The following is an 18,711-nucleotide window of genomic DNA, read 5'->3' as shown; positions in this document are numbered from 1 at the left end:
CGCGCATGCCGCGCGTGTCAGCGATTGCGCCAGTGCGGGTCGCGTTTTTCCAGGAAGGCGTTGACCCCTTCGCGGGTGTCGTCGGCGTCGAACAGGTCGACGAAGCGCTCGCGCTCCTCGGCCAGCCAACTGCTCGGGCCACGCTGGCGGGCGCCCTGGATCAGTGGCTTGATGGTGCGCACCGCCACCGGGCTCTGCCGGGCCACCCGTGCGGCGAGCAGCAGGGCATGGCCGCGGGCCTCGCCGCTGTCGACCACCTGCTCGACCAGGCCGATGCGCAGGGCGGTTTCGGCATCCAGGCGCTCGCCGCAGAGGATCATGCGCTTGGCCCAGCCTTCGCCGACCAGCCAGGCCAGGTGCTGGGTGCCGCCGGCGCAGGGCAGCAGGCCGACGCCGGCTTCCGGCAGGGCCAGTTGCGCCTGGCGCTCGGCGATGCGGATGTCGCAGGCCAGCGCGCACTCCAGGCCGCCACCCATGGCGTAGCCGTTGATCGCGGCGATGCTGACGCCGCGAAAATCGCGCAGCGCCTCGAAGGCTTCGCCGAACAGGCGCGCCATGCTGCGCGCGCGGGCCTTGTCGCCGTCGGCGAACAGCTTGAGGTCGGCACCGGCGCTGAAGAACTTGCCGCCCTGGCCGCTGATCACCAGGGCGTAGATGTCGTCGTCGCGGTTGAGGTGCTCGACCAGCTGGCGCAGGCCGATCAGCGAGTCGCGGTCCCAGGTGTTGGCGGGCGGGTTGTTGATGGTGACCAGGGCGGTGTGGCCGTGCTTTTCCACGGTCAGCTTGTGGGTCAGGTCGAAGGGGGCGGACTTGTAGGGCTCGACGGCGTTGCTCATGACAGGTCTCTGCTTCAGGCAGGTAGCCGTTTGCGGCGCCGGGCTTTCCAGCTGCGCAGGCCATCCTGCAGGCGGATGTTCAGTCTGGCTTGCAACTGCAAGGGTTGTGCTTCTTTTAGCTGTCCCGGCTCGGAGTGTCCAGTGCCGGGATGACCGCCTGCCGGCGCTGCCACGGGCGTGGCCAGCGACGGCAGGCGGGGCGGGGTTACTGCAGCTGCGGCGGCTGACCGGCCGCGGTGCGCTCCTGCTTCCATTCTTCCGCGGTCTGGGCGGCGAGGGCGCCGTCCATGCGGCCGACGATCTCGAAGTAGTCCTGCCTGGAGCGGTCCTTCATGATCTCGTCACGCGACTTCACCTTCACCGCATAGACGGTCTGCAGGTTCTGGTGGTCCAGCGCACGCCACTCCTGCGGTCCCTTGAGCAGCTGGTACTTGTGGCCTTCCAGGGCCTTGATCAGGCTTTCGCTGTCCAGGCTGCGCGCGCGGGTCGCCGCGTCGGCCCACTGGTGCACGATGCTGTAGGCCGAGGCGGCCGAGCTGGACGGGTAGAGGTCGTAGCGTTCGGTGAAGTTCTTGACGAAGGCCATGCCGGCCTCGGACTTTTCCATCTCCGGTACGCGCCAGGTCCACGGCTCGGTGCCGATCACGCCCTGCATCAGGCCGGGGCCGGCCTGTTCGACGATGCTCTGGGTCAGGTTGGGGGCGACGATCTGCATGCGCTGGGTCAGGCCGAGGTCCTCGGCGATGCGCATGGCGCGCACCAGGTCGTCACCGAACAGTACCAGGGCGAGTACGTCGGCATCGCTGCTCGCGGCCTGGGTCAGGGCGTCGCGATAGTCGGCCAGACGGGCGCCGGGGAACGGTACCTTGAGGCCGGGGTGCTTGCTGGTGTCGGCGCTGCCGGTGGTCTGGCGCAGCGAGCTTTCCGTGGTGGTGCCCCAGGTGTAGTCCGAGGTGATGTAGAAGTAGCGCTTGTTCGGCAGGGTCTTGGTCAGGTACTGGCCGAGCACCCGGGCGCTCATCCACGCGTTGTTGCACTCGCGGAACATGTAGCGGTGGCCGTTCTTGCCGGTGGTGTCGTTGGAGTAGGTGAGGGTGCCGAAGTACAGGATGCCGCGTTCCTTGGCACGCTTGCTGGCGGCGATGGCCACGGCGCTGGACGCGCCGCCGAACAGCATCGCCGCGCCGTCATCGATCAGCCGGTTGACGTTGTTCACCGCCTTTTCCGGGCGTGAGGCGGTATCGCGGCTGATCATGCGCAGCGGCCGGCCAAGTACGCCGCCCTTGGCATTCAGTTCGTCGATCGCCAGCAGGGCGCCGCGCATCTGCGCGAGGCCTTCTTCCTTGTAGCTGCCGGTGCGGGGGTAGTTCAGCCCGAGGGTGATCGGATCTACAGCACTGGCAGTGGTGCAAAGTCCGGCCCACAGGGCTAGAGCGGTAAGAGTGCGCTTCATGGGGCCTCCTGGTCGTTGTTATATATGCCCAAGCGTCTTTTACGCGGCGGTGCGGAAGCGGGGCATTAGATGATGGTCTAGCGCGGGTATGGGGTGTTTTGTGATCCCGGTCACGCCCGCTGCGGGGCGGCTGTGCCGCGCAGCCGATCGACTGCGCGGCGATGGACGGGATTCGCTTTGAAGCCCCTATTCCAGAGCCTTTTCTTCGGGGAATCAGGGGCTTACTCGAGGGTCAGGCTGTCGCGTTCCTGCTCCCAGTCCTCGAGGGAAACCGCGGCCTGTTCACCCTTCATGCGGTAGATGATCTCGAAATAATCCTGTTTCAGCTGTCCCTTCATGATCTCGTCGCGTGGTCGCACGCGTACGGCATAGATGTCCTGCAGGTTCTGGTGATCGAAGGCGCGCCATTCCTGCGGGCCCTTGAGCAACTGGTACTGGTGGCCCTCGAGCGCCTGGATCACCGCTTGGCTGTCGCTGCTGCCGGCGCGCTCCACGGCGGCGGCCCACTGGCGGACGATGGCGTAGGTGGAGGCGGCGGTGCTGCCGGGGTACTCCTGATGCTGGGCGATGAAGGTCTTGACGAAGTTCGCCCCGGCCGTGCTTTTCTCCATCTCGGCGACCCGCCAGGTCCAGGTTTCGGTGCCGATCACGCCGGCCATCAGGGCGGGGCCGGCCTGCTCGACCAGCGGCTTGGTCAGGTGCGGCACGATGATCTGCAGGCGCCGGTTGAGGCCCTGCTGCTCGACCAGGCGCAGCATCTTCACCAGGTCGTTGCCGAGCAGGTTGAGCACCAGCATGTCCGCCTCGCTCTTGCTGGCAGCCTCCAGGGCCTTGCGCATGTCCGCCAGGCGTGCGGCGTTGGCCGCCAGGCTGCGCCGGCCATGACGGGCCTTGTCCTGGGTGGCGGTGCTGTCGCGCAGCGCGCGCTCCATGCTGTTGCCCCAGGCATCGTCGCGGGTGATATGGAAATAGCGCCGGCGCGGCTGGTGGATGGCCAGGTACTCGCCGAGGACCCGGGCGCTCATGTGCGCGCTGCCCGACTCGCGGAACAGGTAGCGGTGGCCGTGCTGGCCGGTCACTTCGTTGGCATAGGCGAGGGTGGCGAAGTACAGCAGGCCGTGCTCGCGGGCGCGCTGGCTGGCGGCGAGCACTTCCTCGCTGGTGGCGCCGCCGAAGACCATGGCCACGCCGCGCGCCTGCAGGCGGTCGACAGTCTTCACCGCGGTTTCCGCCCGCGAGGCGCTGTTGGCGGTTTCCAGGTGCAGCGGACGGCCGAGCACCCCGCCGCCGGCATTGATCTCGTCGATCGCCAGCAGGGCGCCGCGCATCTGCTCGAGGCCCTCGGCCTTGTCATTGCCGGTGCGGGGGTAGCTGAGGCCGATCCGCAGGGGATCGACGGTCGGCGCGGCGTGAACGGCGAAACCGAGCAGCAGCAGGCTGAGGCAGACGAATCGGCGCATGGACACCTTTCCTTGTGATGGGGGGAGGGCGTTGTTGTACGCCGGCGTGCCGGGGTGGCCCATGCGCTTTTAAGGTGGCCGGGCCGCGACTTCGGTCGTCATCCCTACGCGCCGAAGGTCGTGCCTTGACTTGCCGGAAGTGCCTCTCTAGGGTGCCGCTTTCGTTTGTACGCAGAGGTTTGCCATGAGCGCCGCGCAGGATCGCATCAAACTCGAACCGGGCTGGAAGGCCGTGCTCGGCGAGGAGTTCGACAAGCCCTACATGCAGGCGCTGGGCGAGTTCCTGCGTCGCGAGAAGGCGGCCGGCAAGGAGGTCTTCCCGCCCGGCGGGCTGATCTTCAATGCGCTGAACTCGACGCCGCTGGAGCGGGTCAGGGTGGTGATCATCGGCCAGGATCCCTACCACGGCCCGGGCCAGGCCCACGGCCTGTGCTTCTCGGTGCTGCCGGGCGTGCCGGTGCCGCCGTCGCTGCAGAACATCTTCAAGGAGCTCAAGCGCGACCTGAACATCGATCCGCCCAATCACGGCTGCCTGCAGCACTGGGCCGAGCAGGGCGTACTGCTGCTCAATACCTCGCTGACCGTCGAGCAGGGCAAGGCCGGTTCCCACGCCAGCGCCGGCTGGCAGCCGTTCACCGACAAGGTGATCGAGGTGGTCAGTCGCGAGCGCCCGCACCTGGTGTTCCTGCTGTGGGGCGCCCACGCGCAGAGCAAGGAGCGCCTGATCGATCCGACCAAGCATCTGATCCTGCGCTCGCCGCATCCCTCGCCGCTGTCGGCGCACCGCGGCTACATCGGCAACGGCCATTTCGGTCGCACCAACAAGTTCCTCGAGCAGCACGGGCTGGGGACGGTGGACTGGGCGCTGCCGAATCTCTGAGGACTGGACTCAGCCGCGACACTCCAGGCGTTCGAGATCGCTGCGCAGGGCAACCAGACGGGCCTGCAGGTGCGCGCGCTGGCCGGGTGTGCTGCTGGCCCACAGCTCGCTGAGCAGTTCGGCGAGGCTCCGCTCGGCGCGGGCCACCGCGCGCCGGTAGTCCTCGCTCCAGTACCGTTCGGGTTGGCCCAGCAGGGGCTCGAGACGGGCGCTCAGACTCTCCTTTGGCGGCCGGCGCAGGTCGTCCAGCAACTGCGCCTGCCAGCGTTCGCGATTGGCCAGCCAGGGCTGCACGTTGGCTTCGTGGCGCGCCGCCCACAGGCGCAGGTAGGCGCGCTGCTGCGGATGCAGCGGGCCGAGCCAGTCTTCCAGTCGCCGCTGCGCGCGGGTCGCCCGGCGCTGCAGGCGCTGCTCCGGGCTGCCGCCCAGCTGCTGCTCGTTCAGCCTGGCCCGCTCCGCGGCCAGACGCAGGTCCAGCTCGTCGACCTGCGCGGCGCTGAGCCCGGCCAGCAGCCGGGCGGTGTCCGGAGTCACGTGGCGCAGGCTCGCTTGCAGCAGTTGGCGGGCCTCGCCCATCGGCCCCTTCAGTGTCTCGGCGTCGGGGCTGCCGGCGAGCAGGCCGCGCTGGCGCTCCAACCAGTCGAGATAGCGCGGCAGCTCGCTGCGGCAGTGCCAGCGCAGGTGCTCGTCCAGCCGCGCATCCAGCCAGGCGCTCTGCCGGGCGTCGAGGCTCAGGTAGTCGTCCAGCTTCCAGGGGATCAGCCAGTCGAGGTTGTGGTAGACCAGCTCCAGGCGGCTGCAGGCCGCCAGCACCAGCAGGACGAGCAGCAGGCCGAGCGACCTGGCGGAAACGGCGAGGCGGGGCATGGGCCCTCCAGCGGCAGTCCGGACTGGCTTGAGGATAAGCCAGGGGGGCGGACCTTGCCCGACGCCCGCTCTGCAACTAGTCCCGCCGGCTCCGTTGGCTCGCCAGGCGCCGCCAGCCCAGGTACAGCGGCTCCGCCAGCAGCATCACCAGCAGCAGGCGCAGCAGCTGCTGGGCGCTGACCAGCGCCACCGACAGCTGCAGGCTGGCGGCGGTCAGGCCCAGCTCGGTGATGCCGCCGGGCATGCTGCCGAGCATCAGCGCCCGGCCATGGCCGCCGGCCAGCAGGCCGAGCAGGGCGCCGAGGCCGGCGGCGGCGAGCATGGCCAGCAGGCTGAAGATCAGCACCCGGACGATGAAGTCCGGCGCGCGGCGGAAGAACGCCCGGTCGAAGTGCGCGCCGAGGGCGCAGCCGAGCAGCCACTGGCCGAGCTGGCCCAGGCCGCCCGGCAGGGCCAGCTGCAGGTCGAGGCTGGCGCTGGCGATCGCGCACAGCAGCAGCGGGCCGAGCATCCACGGGTTGGCTTGGCCGAGGCGGCGCCAGAGCAGCGCGGCGAGCAGGCCGGCGGGCAGCAGCAGGGCCAGGGCGGGCCAGTCGGGGTGAGGTGCGGAGAGCGCGGGCAGACGGGGCAGGCCCCAGCCGAACAGCGCCGGTACCAGCAGCAGGACCAGCAGCAGGCGCAGGCTGTGCGCCGCGGCGACCTGGGCCGGCTGGGCCTGGTGGCGGCGCGCCAGGTTGACCATCTCGCTGGCGCCGCCGGGCAGGCTGGCGAAGAAGGCAGTGGCCGGATCGACGCCGCCGCGGCGCAGCACGGCGATGCCGATCAGGGTCAGCAGCAGGGTGGCGACGGCGCCGGCGAGCAGCAGGGGGAGGTGGTGGAGGAGGGCGAGGGCGGCCTCGCGGGAGACATGCAGGCCGACGGCGCTGGCCACCAGCCACTGGCCGGCCTGGCGGCCGGCGGGCAGCGGCGTGGTCGCCAGGCCGGCGCAGCGCGCCAGCGCCACGCCGAGCAGCGAGCCGATCATCCACGGCAGCGGCCAGCCGGCCAGGCTGGCGAGGTAGCCCCCCGCCAGTCCGGCCAGGACGCCGCTCAGGATGCCCGGTGCATCAGGCGGCTGGCGCATCGGCGCCCGGCCCATCGGTGCCCGGCCCATCGGCGTTCGGCGCCTTGCCGCGCGCACGCCACCAGCGGATGCCGGGCAGCGCCAGCATCAGCGCCACCAGCGCCCAGAGCGCCAGGGTGATCGGGCTGGACCAGAGGATGCCCAGTTCGCCGCTGGAGATGGACAGGGCGCGGCGCAGGTTGTCCTCCATCAGCTCGCCGAGGACGAAGCCGAGGATCACCGCCGACAGCGGGAAGTCAAGCTTGCGCAGGATGTAGCCGAACACGCCGAGGGCGATCATCAGCACCAGGTCGAAGGTGGTGCTGTGCACGGCGTAGACGCCGACCATGCTGATCGTGGTGATGGCCGGCACGAGGATCCAGTTGGGCACGCTGAGCATGCGCGAGAACAGGCCGACCAGCGGGATGTTCATCACCAGCAGGATGACGTTGCCGATGAACAGCGAGGCAATCAGCCCCCAGACCACGTCCGGCTGCTGCTCGAACAGCAGCGGGCCCGGGGTGATGTTGTACAGCGCCAGCGCGCCGATCATCACCGCGGTGGTACCCGAGCCGGGTACGCCGAGGGTCAGCATGGGGATCAGCGAGCCGCAGGCCGAGGCGTTGTTGGCCGCCTCCGGGGAAGCCAGGCCGCGCAGGTCGCCCTCGCCGAAGCGGCCGCTGGCACCGGCCAGGCGCTTCTCGCTCATGTAGGTCATGGCGCTGGCGATGGTCGCCCCGGCGCCGGGCAGGGTGCCGATAACGAAGCCGGCCAGGCCGCTGCGCACCATGCTGGCGAAGGTGAAGCAGAACTCCTTGAAGTTGAACAGCAGGCGTTCGCCGGCCTTGGCCACCTGCTGGCCGCCCTGGGTCTTCTCCAGCATGATCAGGATCTCGCTGACGCTGAAGAAGCCGATCACCACGATGATGAACTGGATGCCGTCGGACAGGCTGACGCTGTCGAAGGTGAAGCGGTACACGCCGGTGGTGGAGTCCACCCCAACCGTCGCCAGGCCCAGGCCGATCAGCGCCGCCATCAGCGTCTTCACCGGCTTGTCGCCGACCATGCCGCCCAGGCAGGCGATGGCGAACACCATCAGCACGAAGTACTCGGCCGGTCCGAAGGCCACCGCCCACTTGGCCAGCAGCGGGGCGAACAGCACCACGCCGCAGATGGCGATGAAACTGCCGACGAAGGAGCTCATCGCCGACAGCGACAGGGCGATGCCGGCCTTGCCCTGGCGGCTCAGCGGGTTGCCGTCCAGGGTGGTCATCACCGAGGCGGCGCAGCCCGGCACGTTGAGCAGGATGGCGGAGATGCGCCCGCCGTACTCGCAGCCCAGGTACACGGCGGCGAGCAGGATCAGCGCGGTTTCCGGCGGCAGGCCGAGGGCGAAGGCCAGCGGCAGCAGCAGGGCCACGCCGTTGATCGGGCCGAGGCCCGGCAGCATGCCGACCACGGTGCCGACGAAGGCGCCGAACAGCGCCATCAGCAGGTTGGTCGGGCGCAGGGCGACGTCGAAGCCCTGCAGGAGGAAGTTCAAGGTTTCCATGGCGTCACTCCACGAGGAATTCGAACACGCCCAGCGGCAGGGGCACGTCCAGCAGCAGATCGAACAGCACGTAGAGCAGCACGCCCATCAGCACCCCGGACAGCGCGCAGGGCAGCGGGCGGCCGCCGAACAGCAGGCCGAGGCCGGTGGCGGCCAGGGCGGTGGCCGGGACGAAGCCCAGCGGCTCGAACAGCAGGGCGAAGGCCAGCAGGCCGGCGATGCACAGCAGGGCGCGCAGGCTCTGTGTGGCGCCCAGCAGGTGCTTGTGCAGCGCCGGGCGGATCACCAGCCACAGCGCGCCGGCGCCGAGCAGGCCGAGCAGCAGCAGCGGGTAGGCGCGCGGTCCCACCGGGTCGTAGGAGAAGGGGGGCTGGAAGCCCCAGGCGATCACGGCAAGGCCGGCGCACAGCAGCAACCAGACCGAGCCGAACAGGCGGTCATACATGGCGAAGTACCTGGGTGGGGGGAGGAGGTCTCTCCCGCGGGGGAGAGGGTCGGCCGCAGCGCGGGGGCCGCTGCGGCCGTGTCGCTTACTGGACCAGTCCGAACTCGCCGGCCAGCTGCTTGTACTGGGCGACCTGCTTGAGCACGAACTCGTGCAGCTCATCGCCGCTCATCGCCAGCGGGAACAGGTCACGCTGTTCGCGCAGCCGGGCGAAGTCCTCGCTGGCCAGCATCTTGTCGAACTGGCCTTTCCACCAGGCGAACTCCTCGTCCTTGACCTCCGGCCCCATGTAGAAGCCGCGGATCACCGGCCAGCTGATGTCGAAGCCCTGCTCTTTGGCGGTGGGGATGTCGGCCAGTTTGCCGGGCAGGCGCTGGTCGGACAGCACGGCGAGGATGCGCACCTTGCCAGCGGCCAGTTGCGGGGTGACCTCGCCGAGACCGCTGGAGGTGACCTGCACGTGGCCGCCGAGCATGGCGGTGAGGGTCTCGCCACCGCCTTCGAAGGCCACGTAGCGCAGCCCCTTTGGATCGATGCCGGCGGCGCGGGCGATCAGTGCGGTCTGCATCCAGTCCTGGCCGCCGATGGTGGCGCCGGCGCCGAACACCACCTTGCTCGGATCCTTCTTCACCGCCTCGACCAGCTCGCCGAGGTTCTGCCAGGGCGCGTCGGCGCGCACGGTGATGGCGCCGTAGTCGGTGCCGATGGCGGCCAGCCAGCGCACGGCGTTCTCGTCGTAGCGGCCGAACTTGCCCTGCGCCAGGTTGAGCAGGGAGCCCGAGGAGAACGCGGTGATGGTGCCCGGGTCATCGGCCCGCTGGGCGATCACCGCGTTGTAGGCGACCGCGCCGACACCGCCGGGCATGTAGGTGACGCGCATCGGCGCCTTGAGCAGGTCGCCGTCCTTGAGGCCGCTCTGCGCCAGCTTGCAGGTCAGGTCGAAGCCGCCGCCGGGCTTGGCCGGGGCGATGCATTCCGGGCGCCGGGGTTCGGCGGCGAGCAACTGGCCGGCGAAGGCCAGGCTGGCGGCGGCGAGGGCGATGCGGGTGAAAGCAGTGTTCATGGCAGTTTCTCCGACAGATTCTTATTGTGGGGCAGGGCTTACCAGATCGGCAGGCTGTAGCCGACGATTACCCGGTTCTCGTCCGCATCGCTGGCGAAGCTGGAGCGGAAGCTGGCGTTGCGCAGGCGCACGTAGAGATCCTTGAGCGGGCCGCTCTGTACCACGTACTTGAGTTCGAGGTCGCGCTCCCACTCGCGGCCCTCCGCGCTGCTGCCGGCGACCTCGGCGTTGTCGCCCTTGACGTAGCGGGCGAGGAAGCCCAGCCCGGGCACGCCGAGGCCGGCGAAGTCGTACTCGTAGCGGGCCTGCCAGGAGCGCTCGTCGGCGTTGGCGAAATCGTTGATCTGCACGAAGTTGACCAGGAACGGGTCGCTGCCATCGATGTAGGCATAGCCGGTGTCGCCGCTCATCTGCTGGTAGCCGAGGCTGAACTTGTGGGCGCCCAGGCCGTAGCCGAGCATGCCGTTGAGCGCGCGGTTGTCGATCTCGCCGGCGTTGGCGGCGCCGCTGTCGTCGCTGAGCATCAGGCGCAGATCGGCGCTCAGGGTGCCGGCGCCCAGCGGCTGCTTGGCGAGCAGGCCGAAGTAGTGCTGGCGGTAGACGTCGTCGAGGTCGGCGAAGTAGTAGCGCCCGCTCAGGCTCTTGCTGAACTGGTAATCGAGGCCGGCGAGGTCGAGGTGGTCGCTGGTCACGCCGCCGGGAAAACGCCTGTTCTTGCTATTGAGGATCAGATCCTCGGAGTTGGTCGAGGCGCGGTCGATCACCTGGCTCAGGCGCCCCCCGGTGAAGGTCAGGCCGGCGATTTCCTTCGAGGTCAGCAGGCCGCCCTCGAACACCTGCGGCAGCAGGCGGCTGTCGCTGGCCTTGACCACCGGCAGTTCGGGAACGTGCGAGCCGTAGCGCAGCTCGGTTGCGGAGACCTTGACCTTGGCGGTCAGGCCCAGACGGCCGAACTGGTCCGGGGTGCCGCCGTCGTCCTGCACCGGCAGCAGGTCGGTGCCGGTGCGCCCGCCACCCGAGTCGAGCTTGACGCCGAGCATGCCGAGGGCGTCGAGGCCAACGCCGACGCTGCCGTCGGTGTAGCCGGACTGGATGTCGAGGAGAAAGCCCTGCCCCCACTCCTCGCGCTTGTTCTGCCCGTCGCCTTCGCGGAAGTCGCGGTTCAGGTAGATGTTGGTGGTGGTCAGGGTGGCGCTGCTGTCCTCGACGAAACCGGCGTGGGCCAGCGGGGCGAGAGTGCAGGCGGTGATGGCCAGGGCCAGGCGGCGAACAGGCGGCAGGGCCTGCCAGGCGGCAGTCGGCATCGCGGTATCTCCAGTCATTGTTGTTGTCGTCGGCAGTGCTATTGCCGCGTGGGCTGGGAGCGCCCATGACGGATGCTAGGCAGCGAAGCTTTCGCCTGGCTTTCAGGCGCAAAGAAAGTCGCCGAGGCATTCGACCTGGCCCGCCTGCCGTTACACTCGGCGGACAACAACAAGGCTGTGGAGACTTTCCCCGTGCGAATCCTGCTGGTCGAAGACCATCCCCCGCTGGCCGCCAGCGTGGCCCAGGCGCTGCGCGGCGCCGGCTGGAGCGTGGACCTGCTCACCGACGGCGTGGCCGCCGACCTGGCGCTGGCCAGCGAGGACTATGCGCTGGCCATCCTCGACGTCGGCCTGCCGCGTCTCGACGGCTTCCAGGTGCTGGCGCGTCTGCGCGATCGCGGCAAGACCCTGCCGGTGCTGATGCTCACCGCGCGCGGCGAGGTGGCCGACCGCGTGCACGGCCTCAACCTCGGCGCCGACGACTACCTGGCCAAGCCCTTCGAGCTGGCCGAGCTGGAGGCGCGGGTCAAGGCCCTGCTGCGCCGCAGCGTGCAGGGAGGCGAGCAGCAACAGCGCTGCGGCGCGCTGGTCTACGATCTCGGCACCCGGCGCTTCAGCCTCGGCGACGAGGTGCTCGCCCTGACCTCGCGCGAGCAGGCCGTGCTGCAGGCGCTGATCGCCCGCCCGGGGCGGGTGATGAGCAAGGAGCAGCTGGCCGCCCAGGTGTTCGGCCTCGACGAGGAGGCCAGTCCGGATGCCATCGAGATCTACGTCCATCGCCTGCGCAAGAAGCTGGAAGGGCGTGGCGTGCGCATCGTCACCTTCCGCGGCCTCGGCTACCTGCTGGAGGCCAGCGATGGCTGAGCTGCGCGGCAGCAGTCTGCGCGGCCGGCTGCTGCGCCGCCTGGCCCTGCTGCTGGCGCTGATCCTGCTGCTCGGCGGCCTGAGCGGCTACTGGAGCGCGCGCCGCGCCGCCGATACCGCCTACGACCGTACCCTGCTGGCCTCGGCGCGGGCGGTGGCCGACGGCCTGTACAGCAGCGACGGCCAGCTCAAGGCCAACGTGCCCTACGTGGCGCTGGATACCTTCGCCTACGACAGCGCCGGGCGCATCTACTACCAGGTGCTGGATCCGCTCGGCGCGCTGGTCTCCGGCTACGAGGCGCTGCCGGCAGCGGGGCCGAAGGTCAGGCGCACCGACGACTATCCGGCGCTGGCGCGCTTCTACGACGGCGTCTACCGCGACCAGGAGGTGCGCGTGGTCAGCCTGCTGCAGCCGGTCAGCGAAGCGGATCTGGAGGGTATGGCCGAGATCCGCGTGGCCGAGACCCGCGGTGCGCGCGAGCGCCTGGCCCGCGAACTGCTGGTCGGCACCCTGTGGCGCATGGGCCTGCTGGCGCTCACCGCGCTGGGCCTGGTGTGGCTGGCGGTGAGCCTGGCCCTGCGCCCGCTGGAGCAGCTGCGCCAGGCGGTGGCGGTGCGGACCAGCGACGACCTGCAGCCGCTGCCGGAGGCCGACCTGCCGCGCGAGTTGCGCCCGCTGGTGGATGCCCTCAACCAGTTCAATGCCCGCCTGCGCGGGCTGTTCGAGCGCCAGGCGCAGTTCATCGCCGAGGCTGCCCACGAACTGCGCACGCCGCTGGCCGCGCTCAAGGCACGCCTGGAGCTGGGGCGGAGGGCGGAGGAGGCCCGGCTGTGGCGGCAGACCCTCGACGAGGCGGCCGACAGCACCGAGCGGCTGACCCAGTTGGCCAACCAGCTGCTGTCGCTGGCGCGCATCGAGAGCGGTGCGCGGGCCATCGCCGAGGGGGGCGCGCAGCGCCTGGAGTTGGGCGCGCTGGCCCGCGAGCTGGGCCTGGCGCTGGCCCCGCTGGCCCACGGCCGCGGCGTGGCCCTGGCCCTGGAGGCGGAGGAGACGGTGTGGATCGACGGCGAGCCGACCCTGCTCAGCGAGCTGTTGTACAACCTGCTGGACAACGCCCTGGCGCACACGCCGGCCGGCGGCAACGTGATCCTGCGCGTGATGGCGCCGGGCATTCTCGAGGTGGAGGACGACGGCCCGGGCATTCCGCCCGAAGAGCGGGAAAAGGTGTTCGAGCGCTTCTATCGGCGCAACCCCGGCGGTACGGGGGCGGGGCTGGGCCTGGCGATCGTCGGCGAGATCTGCCGCGCCCACCGCGCGCGCATCAGCCTGCTCGACGGTGCCGCCGGCGGTTTGCGCGTGCAGGTGGAGTTTCCTCCGGCGGGGTAGGGGAGCTGGGCCATCTCCGCAGCTGTGGGAGGCGCGCCCTCACGGCGATGCGGGCTCCGTCATCGCGCCGAGGGCGGCGTTCCCACCATGTCCCGATTGTCGATTCAGCGCTGGATGTCGCGGTCGCCGTCGATCGTGTAGGGCAGTTCGAGCAGCTGCAGCGCCGAGCCTTCGAGGCTGCCCAGGTGCAGGCGGCCGTCCTCGGCGGCGTTGTCCTGCAGCACGGCGAGCAGTTCGATGCCGTCCGCGCTGCGCGCGGCCAGCGCCACTTCGCCCACCGAGGAGCCGTGCACCGGGGAGAACAGTTCGGCGCCGGGCGCCGGCAGCTCGCCGTCCGCCATCTGCAGGCGGTACAGGCGGCGCTTGAGGCGGCCGAGGTACTGCATGCGCGCGACGATCTCCTGGCCGGTGTAGCAGCCCTTCTTGAAGCTGACCCCGCCGAGGCTCTGCAGGTTGAGCATCTGCGGGATGAACAGCTCGCGGGTGGCGCCGAATACCTGGCCGACGCCGGCGCGCACCTGGGCCAGCAGCCAGTCGTTGAGGCTGCCCTCGCGCAACTGGGCGGCCAGGCGCGGGCGCAGGCTGGCGGCTTCGCCGGCCGGCGCCCACAGTTCGCAGCGCCCCTCCTCCAGGCGCACGGCCAGCAGCGCGCCGCTGCGGGCCACGCTGCCCGCCTGCGCCGGCAGGTCGAGGCCGAGGGCCAGCAGCACGCCGTCGCCCTCGCTGAGGCCGAAGCGCACCCAGTCGGCGCTCTCGTCGCTCAGCTGGGCCTTGAAGAACACCGCGTATTTCTTCAGGTCGGCCAGCTGTGCCTCCAGCAGGTCGCGGGCCATGGCCAGGGCGAAGCCGTCGGCCAGCGGCACGATGCGAAAGCTCGACAGCATGCGCCCCTTGGGCGTGCAGCGGGCGCCGAGGCTGCTGGTTTCAGGGTTCAGGTAGTTGAGGTTGCAGGTCAGCTGGCCCTGGAGGAACTTGGCGGCGTCCACGCCGCGGACGGCGAGGACGCCTTCGTGGTCGAGCTGGCAGAAGAAAGCGGATGCGGGCATGTCGGTCGCCGGAACGGGAATCGGGGGCGGCCATGATAGAGCGCCCCGCCGACGCTTGTCAGCCGTACTGGCGGTGGCAGGGGGCATGGTTATAATGCGCGGCATTGCCGAGGAGGCCGAGATGACCGAAGAAAACATCGAACTGAAGCGACTGCAATGGGAGTGCCGGCGCGGCATGCTGGAGCTGGACGTGCTGTTCAAGCCGTTTCTGGACGAGGCCTATGGGCAGCTGGAAGCGGCCGATCAGGAGCGCTTTCGCAACCTGCTCAAGTGCGAGGACCCGGACCTGTTCAGCTGGTTCATGGGCTACAGCGTATCCGACAATGCCGATCACATGCGCCTGGTGCGCATGATCCTGGACCGTGTCCAGCCGAAGTGAGCCGTTCGAGTGCCACTGGCGGCCGTCGCGGCGCCTGCTGGCACTCTATCTGACTGCGCTGGGGCTGGCGTTGCTGGCCCTGCTGCTCGCCGCATTGCCCGGCTGGGCGCGTGACGCCGGGCTTCTCCTCTGCGCGCTGCATGCCATGTGGAATCTGCCGCGCGCCATCCTGCTGACGCATCCCCGCTCGTTCACCGGTCTGCGCCATGACGCCCAAGGCTGGCAGCTGCGCAATGCTGCCGAGGGCTGGGTCGCGGTGCAGTTGCGCCCCGGCAGCCTGGCCCTGCCGCCGGCGGTCATCCTGCAGTTTCGTCGCCCGGGACAGTGGTTCGCCCGCGGTCTGTGCATCCCTGCCGACAGCCTGAGCCGGGACATGCACCGCCGCCTGCGCGTGCGCCTGAAGTTCAGCCGCCGGCGCTGGGCGCCGGTGACTCACTCGGCGCAGTAGCCCGGTGGCACCAGGATGGTATCGCCGGCTTTGGGCAGCTGGCCGGGATAGTCCAGGGTGAAGTGCAGGCCGCGGCTCTCCTTGCGCAGCATCGCCGACTGGATCATCAGGTCGGCGACCTGGGCCAGGTTGCGCAGTTCGATCAGGTCGCGACTGACTTTGTAGTTGCTGTAGAACTCATCGATCTCGCTGAGCAGCAGGCGCACGCGGTGCTGGGCGCGCTGCAGGCGCTTGTTGGTGCGCACGATGCCGACGTAGTCCCACATGAAGCGCCGCAGCTCGTCCCAGTTGTGCGCGATGATCACGTCCTCGTCGGAGTCGGTGACCTGGCTGGCGTCCCAGGTCGGCAGCTGCTGCGGCATGCTGACCCGGTCCAGCTGGCTGACGATGTCGGCGGCCGCCGAGCGGGCATAGACGAAGCACTCCAGCAGCGAGTTGCTGGCCAGGCGATTGGCGCCGTGCAGGCCGGTGAAGCTGGTTTCGCCGATGGCGTACAGGCCCGGCACGTCGCTGTGGCCGCGGCTGTCGACCACCACGCCGCCGCAGGTGTAGTGCGCCGCCGGCACCACCGGAATCGGTTGGCGGGTGATGTCGATGCCGTACTGCAGGCAGCGTTCGTAGACGGTGGGGAAGTGGTTCTTGATGAACTCGGCCGGCTTGTGGCTGATGTCCAGGTACACGCAGTCGATGCCCAGGCGCTTCATCTCGTGGTCGATGGCGCGGGCGACTATGTCGCGCGGGGCCAGTTCGGCGCGCGGGTCGAAGCGCTCCATGAAGCGTTCGCCATTGGGCAGCTTGAGCAGGCCGCCTTCGCCGCGCACCGCCTCGGTGATCAGGAAGTTCTTCGCCTGCGGGTGGTACAGGCAGGTCGGGTGGAACTGGTTGAACTCCAGGTTGCCGACCCGGCAGCCGGCGCGCCAGGCCATGGCGATGCCGTCGCCGCAGGTGCCGTCCGGGTTGCTGGTGTACAGGTAGACCTTGGCGGCGCCGCCGGTGGCCAGCACCACGAAGCGCGCGGTGAAGGTGTCCACTTCGCCGCTGTTGCGATTCAGCACGTAGGCGCCGAGGCAGCGCTGGCCCTTGCCGCCGAGCTTGCGCTCGGTGATCAGGTCGACCGCCACGCGCTGCTCGAGCAGTTCGATGTTCGGGCATTGCCGGGCGCGCGCCAGCAGGGTATTGAAGATCGCCGTGCCGGTGGCGTCGGCGGCATGGATGATGCGCCGATGGCTGTGGCCGCCCTCGCGGGTCAGGTGGAAGGCGAAGCCGCGCTCGCCGTCGTGGTGCTCGTCGTCGCGGGTGAAGGGCACGCCCTGGTCGATCAGCCACTGGATCGCCTCGCGGCTGTGCTCGACGGTGAAGCGCACGGCATCCTCGCGGCACAGGCCAGCGCCGGCGGTGAGGGTGTCCTGCACGTGCGATTCGATGTCGTCGCTGTCGTCGAGTACCGCCGCCACGCCGCCCTGGGCCCAGTAGGTGGAGCCGCCGGCGAGGTCGCCCTTGCTCAGCACGGCCACGCGCAGGTGCGCCGGCAGGTTGAGTGCGAGGGACAGGCCGGCGCCGCCGCTGCCGATGATCAGTACGTCGTGCTGATAGTGTTGGCTCATGTGCGCCGTTCCGCTGTAGGTCGCGCCCTAGTATATAGAAGGGCCAGTCGGCACAATATAAATGAACTTGAGCAGGTGTCTGCGTTCTTAGCGAGGTTGTCCTGCAGGCGGCCGCCCGGCGATTGGGCCGGTGTTGCGCGACTGTTGCGCTGCAGACTCGACAATGCGAGGTGCCTGGTGCGCCTCGTCTGATTTTTCGTACCCCGGTCCGTGCGGCTGTGGGAGAAGGTGTCCGTAGAGACGAACTTTTGCGCAGGCCCCGGGTCTATTCAACCAGACCGAATCAACTGGGCTGCGCAGTTCTCTCCGGGCGTTTGAAGGAGCATGAATGCAAACCCAGGAACCGGATCAGCTGCTGGTCGAGCGGGTCCAGCGTGGTGACAAGCGCGCGTTCGATCTGCTGGTACTCAAGTATCAGCACAAGATTCTCGGGCTGATCGTGCGCTTCGTGCACGATCCCCAGGAAGCCCAGGATGTGGCGCAGGAGGCTTTCATCAAGGCCTACCGGGCGCTGGGCAATTTTCGCGGTGACAGCGCCTTCTACACCTGGCTGTACCGGATCGCCGTGAACACGGCGAAGAATCATCTGGTGGCGCGCGGTCGGCGTCCGCCGGACAGCGATGTGAGTGCCGAGGATGCCGAGTTCTTCGAGGGGGATCACGCCCTCAAGGATCTCGAAACGCCGGAGCGCGCCCTGCTGCGCGATGAGATCGAGGCCACCGTGCACCGGACCATCCAGCAGCTGCCCGAGGATCTGCGCACGGCCCTGACCCTGCGCGAGTTCGAGGGGCTGAGTTACGAGGACATTGCCACGGCCATGCAGTGTCCGGTAGGTACGGTGCGCTCGCGGATCTTCCGGGCGCGTGAAGCGATCGACAAGGCCTTGCAGCCGCTGCTGCACGAAGGCTGAAACCCGGCGAAAGCCAAGAGAGGAATACCATGAGTCGTGAAGTCCTGGATGAGTCGGTATCCGCCGTCATGGACGGCGAAGCTGATGAGCTGGAGCTGCGCCGTGTGCTGACGGCTGCCGGAGAGGACGCCGCGGTTCGCGAGCGCTGGGCGCGTTACCAACTGGCCCGCGCGGTGATGCACAAGCAGACCGTGGCTCCGGGACTGGATCTTGCCGCCGCGGTGTCCGCGGCGATTGCCGCCGAGGAAGCGCCGGCGGTAGTTGCAGCGTCGAAGCCGCCGCGCTCCTCGTGGAGCCAGTTCGGGCGTATTGCCGTGGCTGCCTCGGTGACCCTGGCAGTGCTGGCCGGTGTGCGCTTCTACAACGGTCAGGACGATAGCGCAGCCCTCGCGCCGCAGCTGGCCCAGCAACCGACCCTGCCGCAGCAGGAGCTGCGCCCGGTCGTCGCTCCGCAAGGCCCCGCCGTACTGGCCAGCTTCCCGGCCGCGCCGGTCGAGGCGCAGTCGGCTGCTCCCGCCGAGGCGGACGAGCTGCTGCGCGAGCTGCCGGTCGATGCCGCCAAGCCGGCCGTGGACGCCGCAGGCGGCCAGGCGAAGTGACCACGACATGATAGTGAGCGCGGCATGATCGAAGAGCCGGGGCGGGTCGTCGCGATCGAGGATGGTGCGGTGTGGGTGGAGACCCTGCGCCGCAGCACCTGTTCGGCCTGCTCGGCGAATGCCGGTTGCGGCCAGGGGTTGATGGAGAAGCTGGGTGTCGGCCAGAAGCGCGGCTACGTGCGGGCGCTGACCGATCTGCAGTTGGCGGTGGGTGATGGCGTGGTCATCGGCATCCGCGAGGATCTGCTGGTGAGCAGCTCCCTGCGGGTCTACCTGCTGCCGTTGCTGGGCCTGTTTGCCGGTGCAATGCTGGCACAGTGGTTGGCGCTGGCCGAGTCTTTTGTCATTCTGAGCGGACTCGGCGGATTCCTCGCGGTGTGGTGGCTGGTACGCTGGCGGAGCCGGCGCAGCGAGGCCGACCCGGCCCTGCAGCCGGTGGTGCTGCGGGCGGAGCTGGCCGTGCAGGCCATGCCCACGGAAAACCGTTGATCCTGAAGGTTGATCTCAAAGGG

Annotated in this window: 19 protein-coding genes; 8 read left to right on the top strand and 11 right to left on the bottom strand. The window is 69.4% G+C overall.

The annotated features are described in order from the left end of the window. Window positions 1–17: 17 nt before the first annotated feature. The 3 genes from BM297_RS17935 to BM297_RS17925 all read right to left on the bottom strand — a co-directional run bounded on the left by BM297_RS17935 (window position 18) and on the right by BM297_RS17925 (window position 3,749). Window positions 18–836: an enoyl-CoA hydratase gene (locus tag BM297_RS17935; RefSeq protein ID WP_090313319.1), complete on the bottom strand. Its 819-nt coding sequence runs from the start codon at window positions 834–836 to the stop codon at window positions 18–20. Between the two features lie 205 nt (window positions 837–1,041). Next, on the bottom strand, window positions 1,042–2,289 hold the full coding sequence (locus BM297_RS17930; protein WP_092434077.1) for an ABC transporter substrate-binding protein: 1,248 nt from the start codon (window positions 2,287–2,289) through the stop codon (window positions 1,042–1,044). Window positions 2,290–2,510: 221 nt separating this feature from the next. Continuing rightward, window positions 2,511–3,749 (bottom strand): ABC transporter substrate-binding protein, encoded by a 1,239-nt coding sequence (locus BM297_RS17925; protein ID WP_092434073.1) that lies wholly within the window; start codon window positions 3,747–3,749, stop codon window positions 2,511–2,513. Between the two features lie 184 nt (window positions 3,750–3,933). On the opposite strand from BM297_RS17925, the gene ung reads away from it, so the two are divergent. Next, window positions 3,934–4,629 carry a uracil-DNA glycosylase gene (ung, locus tag BM297_RS17920; RefSeq protein ID WP_092434067.1) on the top strand — a complete coding sequence of 232 codons (696 nt, stop codon included), beginning with the start codon at window positions 3,934–3,936 and terminating at the stop codon, window positions 4,627–4,629. 9 nt (window positions 4,630–4,638) lie between these two features. Here ung and BM297_RS17915 read toward each other — a convergent pair whose 3' ends face one another. The 6 genes from BM297_RS17915 to BM297_RS17890 all read right to left on the bottom strand — a co-directional run bounded on the left by BM297_RS17915 (window position 4,639) and on the right by BM297_RS17890 (window position 10,962). After that, a complete protein-coding gene (locus tag BM297_RS17915) occupies window positions 4,639–5,496 on the bottom strand; it encodes a DUF6279 family lipoprotein (protein WP_092434065.1) in 858 nt (285 codons plus the stop codon). Window positions 5,497–5,572: 76 nt separating this feature from the next. Then, window positions 5,573–6,619, bottom strand: a complete 1,047-nt coding sequence (locus BM297_RS17910; RefSeq protein ID WP_092434132.1) for an AbrB family transcriptional regulator — start codon at window positions 6,617–6,619, stop codon at window positions 5,573–5,575. Next, complete coding sequence (locus tag BM297_RS17905) at window positions 6,603–8,150, bottom strand: tripartite tricarboxylate transporter permease (RefSeq protein ID WP_092434062.1); 1,548 nt, start codon at window positions 8,148–8,150, stop codon at window positions 6,603–6,605. The genes BM297_RS17910 and BM297_RS17905 overlap by 17 nt, the downstream gene beginning before the upstream one ends. Window positions 8,151–8,154: 4 nt before the next feature. Continuing rightward, window positions 8,155–8,595, bottom strand: coding sequence for a tripartite tricarboxylate transporter TctB family protein (locus BM297_RS17900; RefSeq protein WP_092434059.1), 441 nt, complete (start codon window positions 8,593–8,595; stop codon window positions 8,155–8,157). An 85-nt stretch (window positions 8,596–8,680) separates the two neighbouring features. Continuing rightward, entirely contained in the window at window positions 8,681–9,658 is a 978-nt protein-coding gene (locus BM297_RS17895) for a Bug family tripartite tricarboxylate transporter substrate binding protein (protein WP_092434056.1), read from the bottom strand. Between the two features lie 38 nt (window positions 9,659–9,696). After that, on the bottom strand, window positions 9,697–10,962 hold the full coding sequence (locus tag BM297_RS17890; RefSeq protein WP_092434053.1) for an OprD family porin: 1,266 nt from the start codon (window positions 10,960–10,962) through the stop codon (window positions 9,697–9,699). Window positions 10,963–11,154: 192 nt separating this feature from the next. On the opposite strand from BM297_RS17890, the gene BM297_RS17885 reads away from it, so the two are divergent. Then, window positions 11,155–11,826 carry a response regulator gene (locus BM297_RS17885; protein WP_092434129.1) on the top strand — a complete coding sequence of 224 codons (672 nt, stop codon included), beginning with the start codon at window positions 11,155–11,157 and terminating at the stop codon, window positions 11,824–11,826. After that, on the top strand, window positions 11,819–13,213 hold the full coding sequence (locus BM297_RS17880; RefSeq protein ID WP_092434050.1) for a sensor histidine kinase: 1,395 nt from the start codon (window positions 11,819–11,821) through the stop codon (window positions 13,211–13,213). Before BM297_RS17885 ends, BM297_RS17880 begins: the two co-directional genes overlap by 8 nt. Before the next feature lie 104 nt (window positions 13,214–13,317). Here the strand turns inward: BM297_RS17880 and ygfZ are convergent, their stop codons facing one another. Continuing rightward, the gene (gene ygfZ / locus BM297_RS17875; protein ID WP_092434045.1) at window positions 13,318–14,259 is read right to left on the bottom strand and encodes a CAF17-like 4Fe-4S cluster assembly/insertion protein YgfZ; all 942 of its coding nucleotides are present in this window, start codon (window positions 14,257–14,259) and stop codon (window positions 13,318–13,320) included. A gap of 121 nt (window positions 14,260–14,380) precedes the next feature. Here ygfZ and BM297_RS17870 point away from each other — a divergent pair, with 121 nt between their 5' ends. Both BM297_RS17870 and BM297_RS17865 read left to right on the top strand, forming a co-directional pair. Continuing rightward, window positions 14,381–14,638, top strand: coding sequence for an FAD assembly factor SdhE (locus BM297_RS17870; RefSeq protein ID WP_092434126.1), 258 nt, complete (start codon window positions 14,381–14,383; stop codon window positions 14,636–14,638). Continuing rightward, window positions 14,622–15,086 (top strand): protein YgfX, encoded by a 465-nt coding sequence (locus tag BM297_RS17865; protein WP_092434038.1) that lies wholly within the window; start codon window positions 14,622–14,624, stop codon window positions 15,084–15,086. Before BM297_RS17870 ends, BM297_RS17865 begins: the two co-directional genes overlap by 17 nt. On the opposite strand, the gene nadB is transcribed toward BM297_RS17865, so the two are convergent. Further along, window positions 15,071–16,690 (bottom strand): L-aspartate oxidase, encoded by a 1,620-nt coding sequence (nadB, locus tag BM297_RS17860; protein WP_092434028.1) that lies wholly within the window; start codon window positions 16,688–16,690, stop codon window positions 15,071–15,073. The genes BM297_RS17865 and nadB overlap by 16 nt on opposite strands. A gap of 328 nt (window positions 16,691–17,018) precedes the next feature. On the opposite strand from nadB, the gene rpoE reads away from it, so the two are divergent. Genes rpoE through BM297_RS17845 form a run of 3 tightly spaced genes read left to right on the top strand, consistent with a single transcriptional unit; the run spans window position 17,019 to window position 18,688 of the window. Then, a complete protein-coding gene (gene rpoE, locus BM297_RS17855) occupies window positions 17,019–17,600 on the top strand; it encodes an RNA polymerase sigma factor RpoE/AlgU (RefSeq protein ID WP_092434024.1) in 582 nt (193 codons plus the stop codon). Between the two features lie 29 nt (window positions 17,601–17,629). Continuing rightward, window positions 17,630–18,199, top strand: coding sequence for a sigma-E factor negative regulatory protein (locus BM297_RS17850; RefSeq protein WP_092434021.1), 570 nt, complete (start codon window positions 17,630–17,632; stop codon window positions 18,197–18,199). A 24-nt stretch (window positions 18,200–18,223) separates the two neighbouring features. Continuing rightward, window positions 18,224–18,688 (top strand): SoxR reducing system RseC family protein, encoded by a 465-nt coding sequence (locus tag BM297_RS17845; protein ID WP_092434019.1) that lies wholly within the window; start codon window positions 18,224–18,226, stop codon window positions 18,686–18,688. The last annotated feature ends 23 nt before the right edge of the window (window positions 18,689–18,711 follow it).

Origin of the sequence: Geopseudomonas sagittaria (assembly GCF_900115715.1) — a bacterium.
GTDB classification, from domain to species: domain Bacteria; phylum Pseudomonadota; class Gammaproteobacteria; order Pseudomonadales; family Pseudomonadaceae; genus Geopseudomonas; species Geopseudomonas sagittaria.
This window is presented reverse-complemented; position numbering and strand designations above follow the sequence as displayed.

Excerpts from the sequence above, each read along its gene's own strand:
- nadB (WP_092434028.1), bottom strand. The coding sequence starts at position 16,690 with ATGAGCCAACACTATCAGCACGACGTACTGATCATCGGCAGCGGCGGC.
- BM297_RS17845 (WP_092434019.1), top strand. The coding sequence starts at position 18,224 with ATGATCGAAGAGCCGGGGCGGGTCGTCGCGATCGAGGATGGTGCGGTG.
- BM297_RS17890 (WP_092434053.1), bottom strand. The coding sequence starts at position 10,962 with ATGCCGACTGCCGCCTGGCAGGCCCTGCCGCCTGTTCGCCGCCTGGCC.
- BM297_RS17925 (WP_092434073.1), bottom strand. The coding sequence starts at position 3,749 with ATGCGCCGATTCGTCTGCCTCAGCCTGCTGCTGCTCGGTTTCGCCGTT.
- BM297_RS17880 (WP_092434050.1), top strand. The coding sequence starts at position 11,819 with ATGGCTGAGCTGCGCGGCAGCAGTCTGCGCGGCCGGCTGCTGCGCCGC.
- BM297_RS17915 (WP_092434065.1), bottom strand. The coding sequence starts at position 5,496 with ATGCCCCGCCTCGCCGTTTCCGCCAGGTCGCTCGGCCTGCTGCTCGTC.
- BM297_RS17850 (WP_092434021.1), top strand. The coding sequence starts at position 17,630 with ATGAGTCGTGAAGTCCTGGATGAGTCGGTATCCGCCGTCATGGACGGC.
- BM297_RS17930 (WP_092434077.1), bottom strand. The coding sequence starts at position 2,289 with ATGAAGCGCACTCTTACCGCTCTAGCCCTGTGGGCCGGACTTTGCACC.
- BM297_RS17935 (WP_090313319.1), bottom strand. The coding sequence starts at position 836 with ATGAGCAACGCCGTCGAGCCCTACAAGTCCGCCCCCTTCGACCTGACC.
- BM297_RS17905 (WP_092434062.1), bottom strand. The coding sequence starts at position 8,150 with ATGGAAACCTTGAACTTCCTCCTGCAGGGCTTCGACGTCGCCCTGCGC.
- ygfZ (WP_092434045.1), bottom strand. The coding sequence starts at position 14,259 with ATGCCCGCATCCGCTTTCTTCTGCCAGCTCGACCACGAAGGCGTCCTC.
- BM297_RS17900 (WP_092434059.1), bottom strand. The coding sequence starts at position 8,595 with ATGTATGACCGCCTGTTCGGCTCGGTCTGGTTGCTGCTGTGCGCCGGC.
- BM297_RS17895 (WP_092434056.1), bottom strand. The coding sequence starts at position 9,658 with ATGAACACTGCTTTCACCCGCATCGCCCTCGCCGCCGCCAGCCTGGCC.
- BM297_RS17910 (WP_092434132.1), bottom strand. The coding sequence starts at position 6,619 with ATGCGCCAGCCGCCTGATGCACCGGGCATCCTGAGCGGCGTCCTGGCC.
- rpoE (WP_092434024.1), top strand. The coding sequence starts at position 17,019 with ATGCAAACCCAGGAACCGGATCAGCTGCTGGTCGAGCGGGTCCAGCGT.
- ung (WP_092434067.1), top strand. The coding sequence starts at position 3,934 with ATGAGCGCCGCGCAGGATCGCATCAAACTCGAACCGGGCTGGAAGGCC.
- BM297_RS17870 (WP_092434126.1), top strand. The coding sequence starts at position 14,381 with ATGACCGAAGAAAACATCGAACTGAAGCGACTGCAATGGGAGTGCCGG.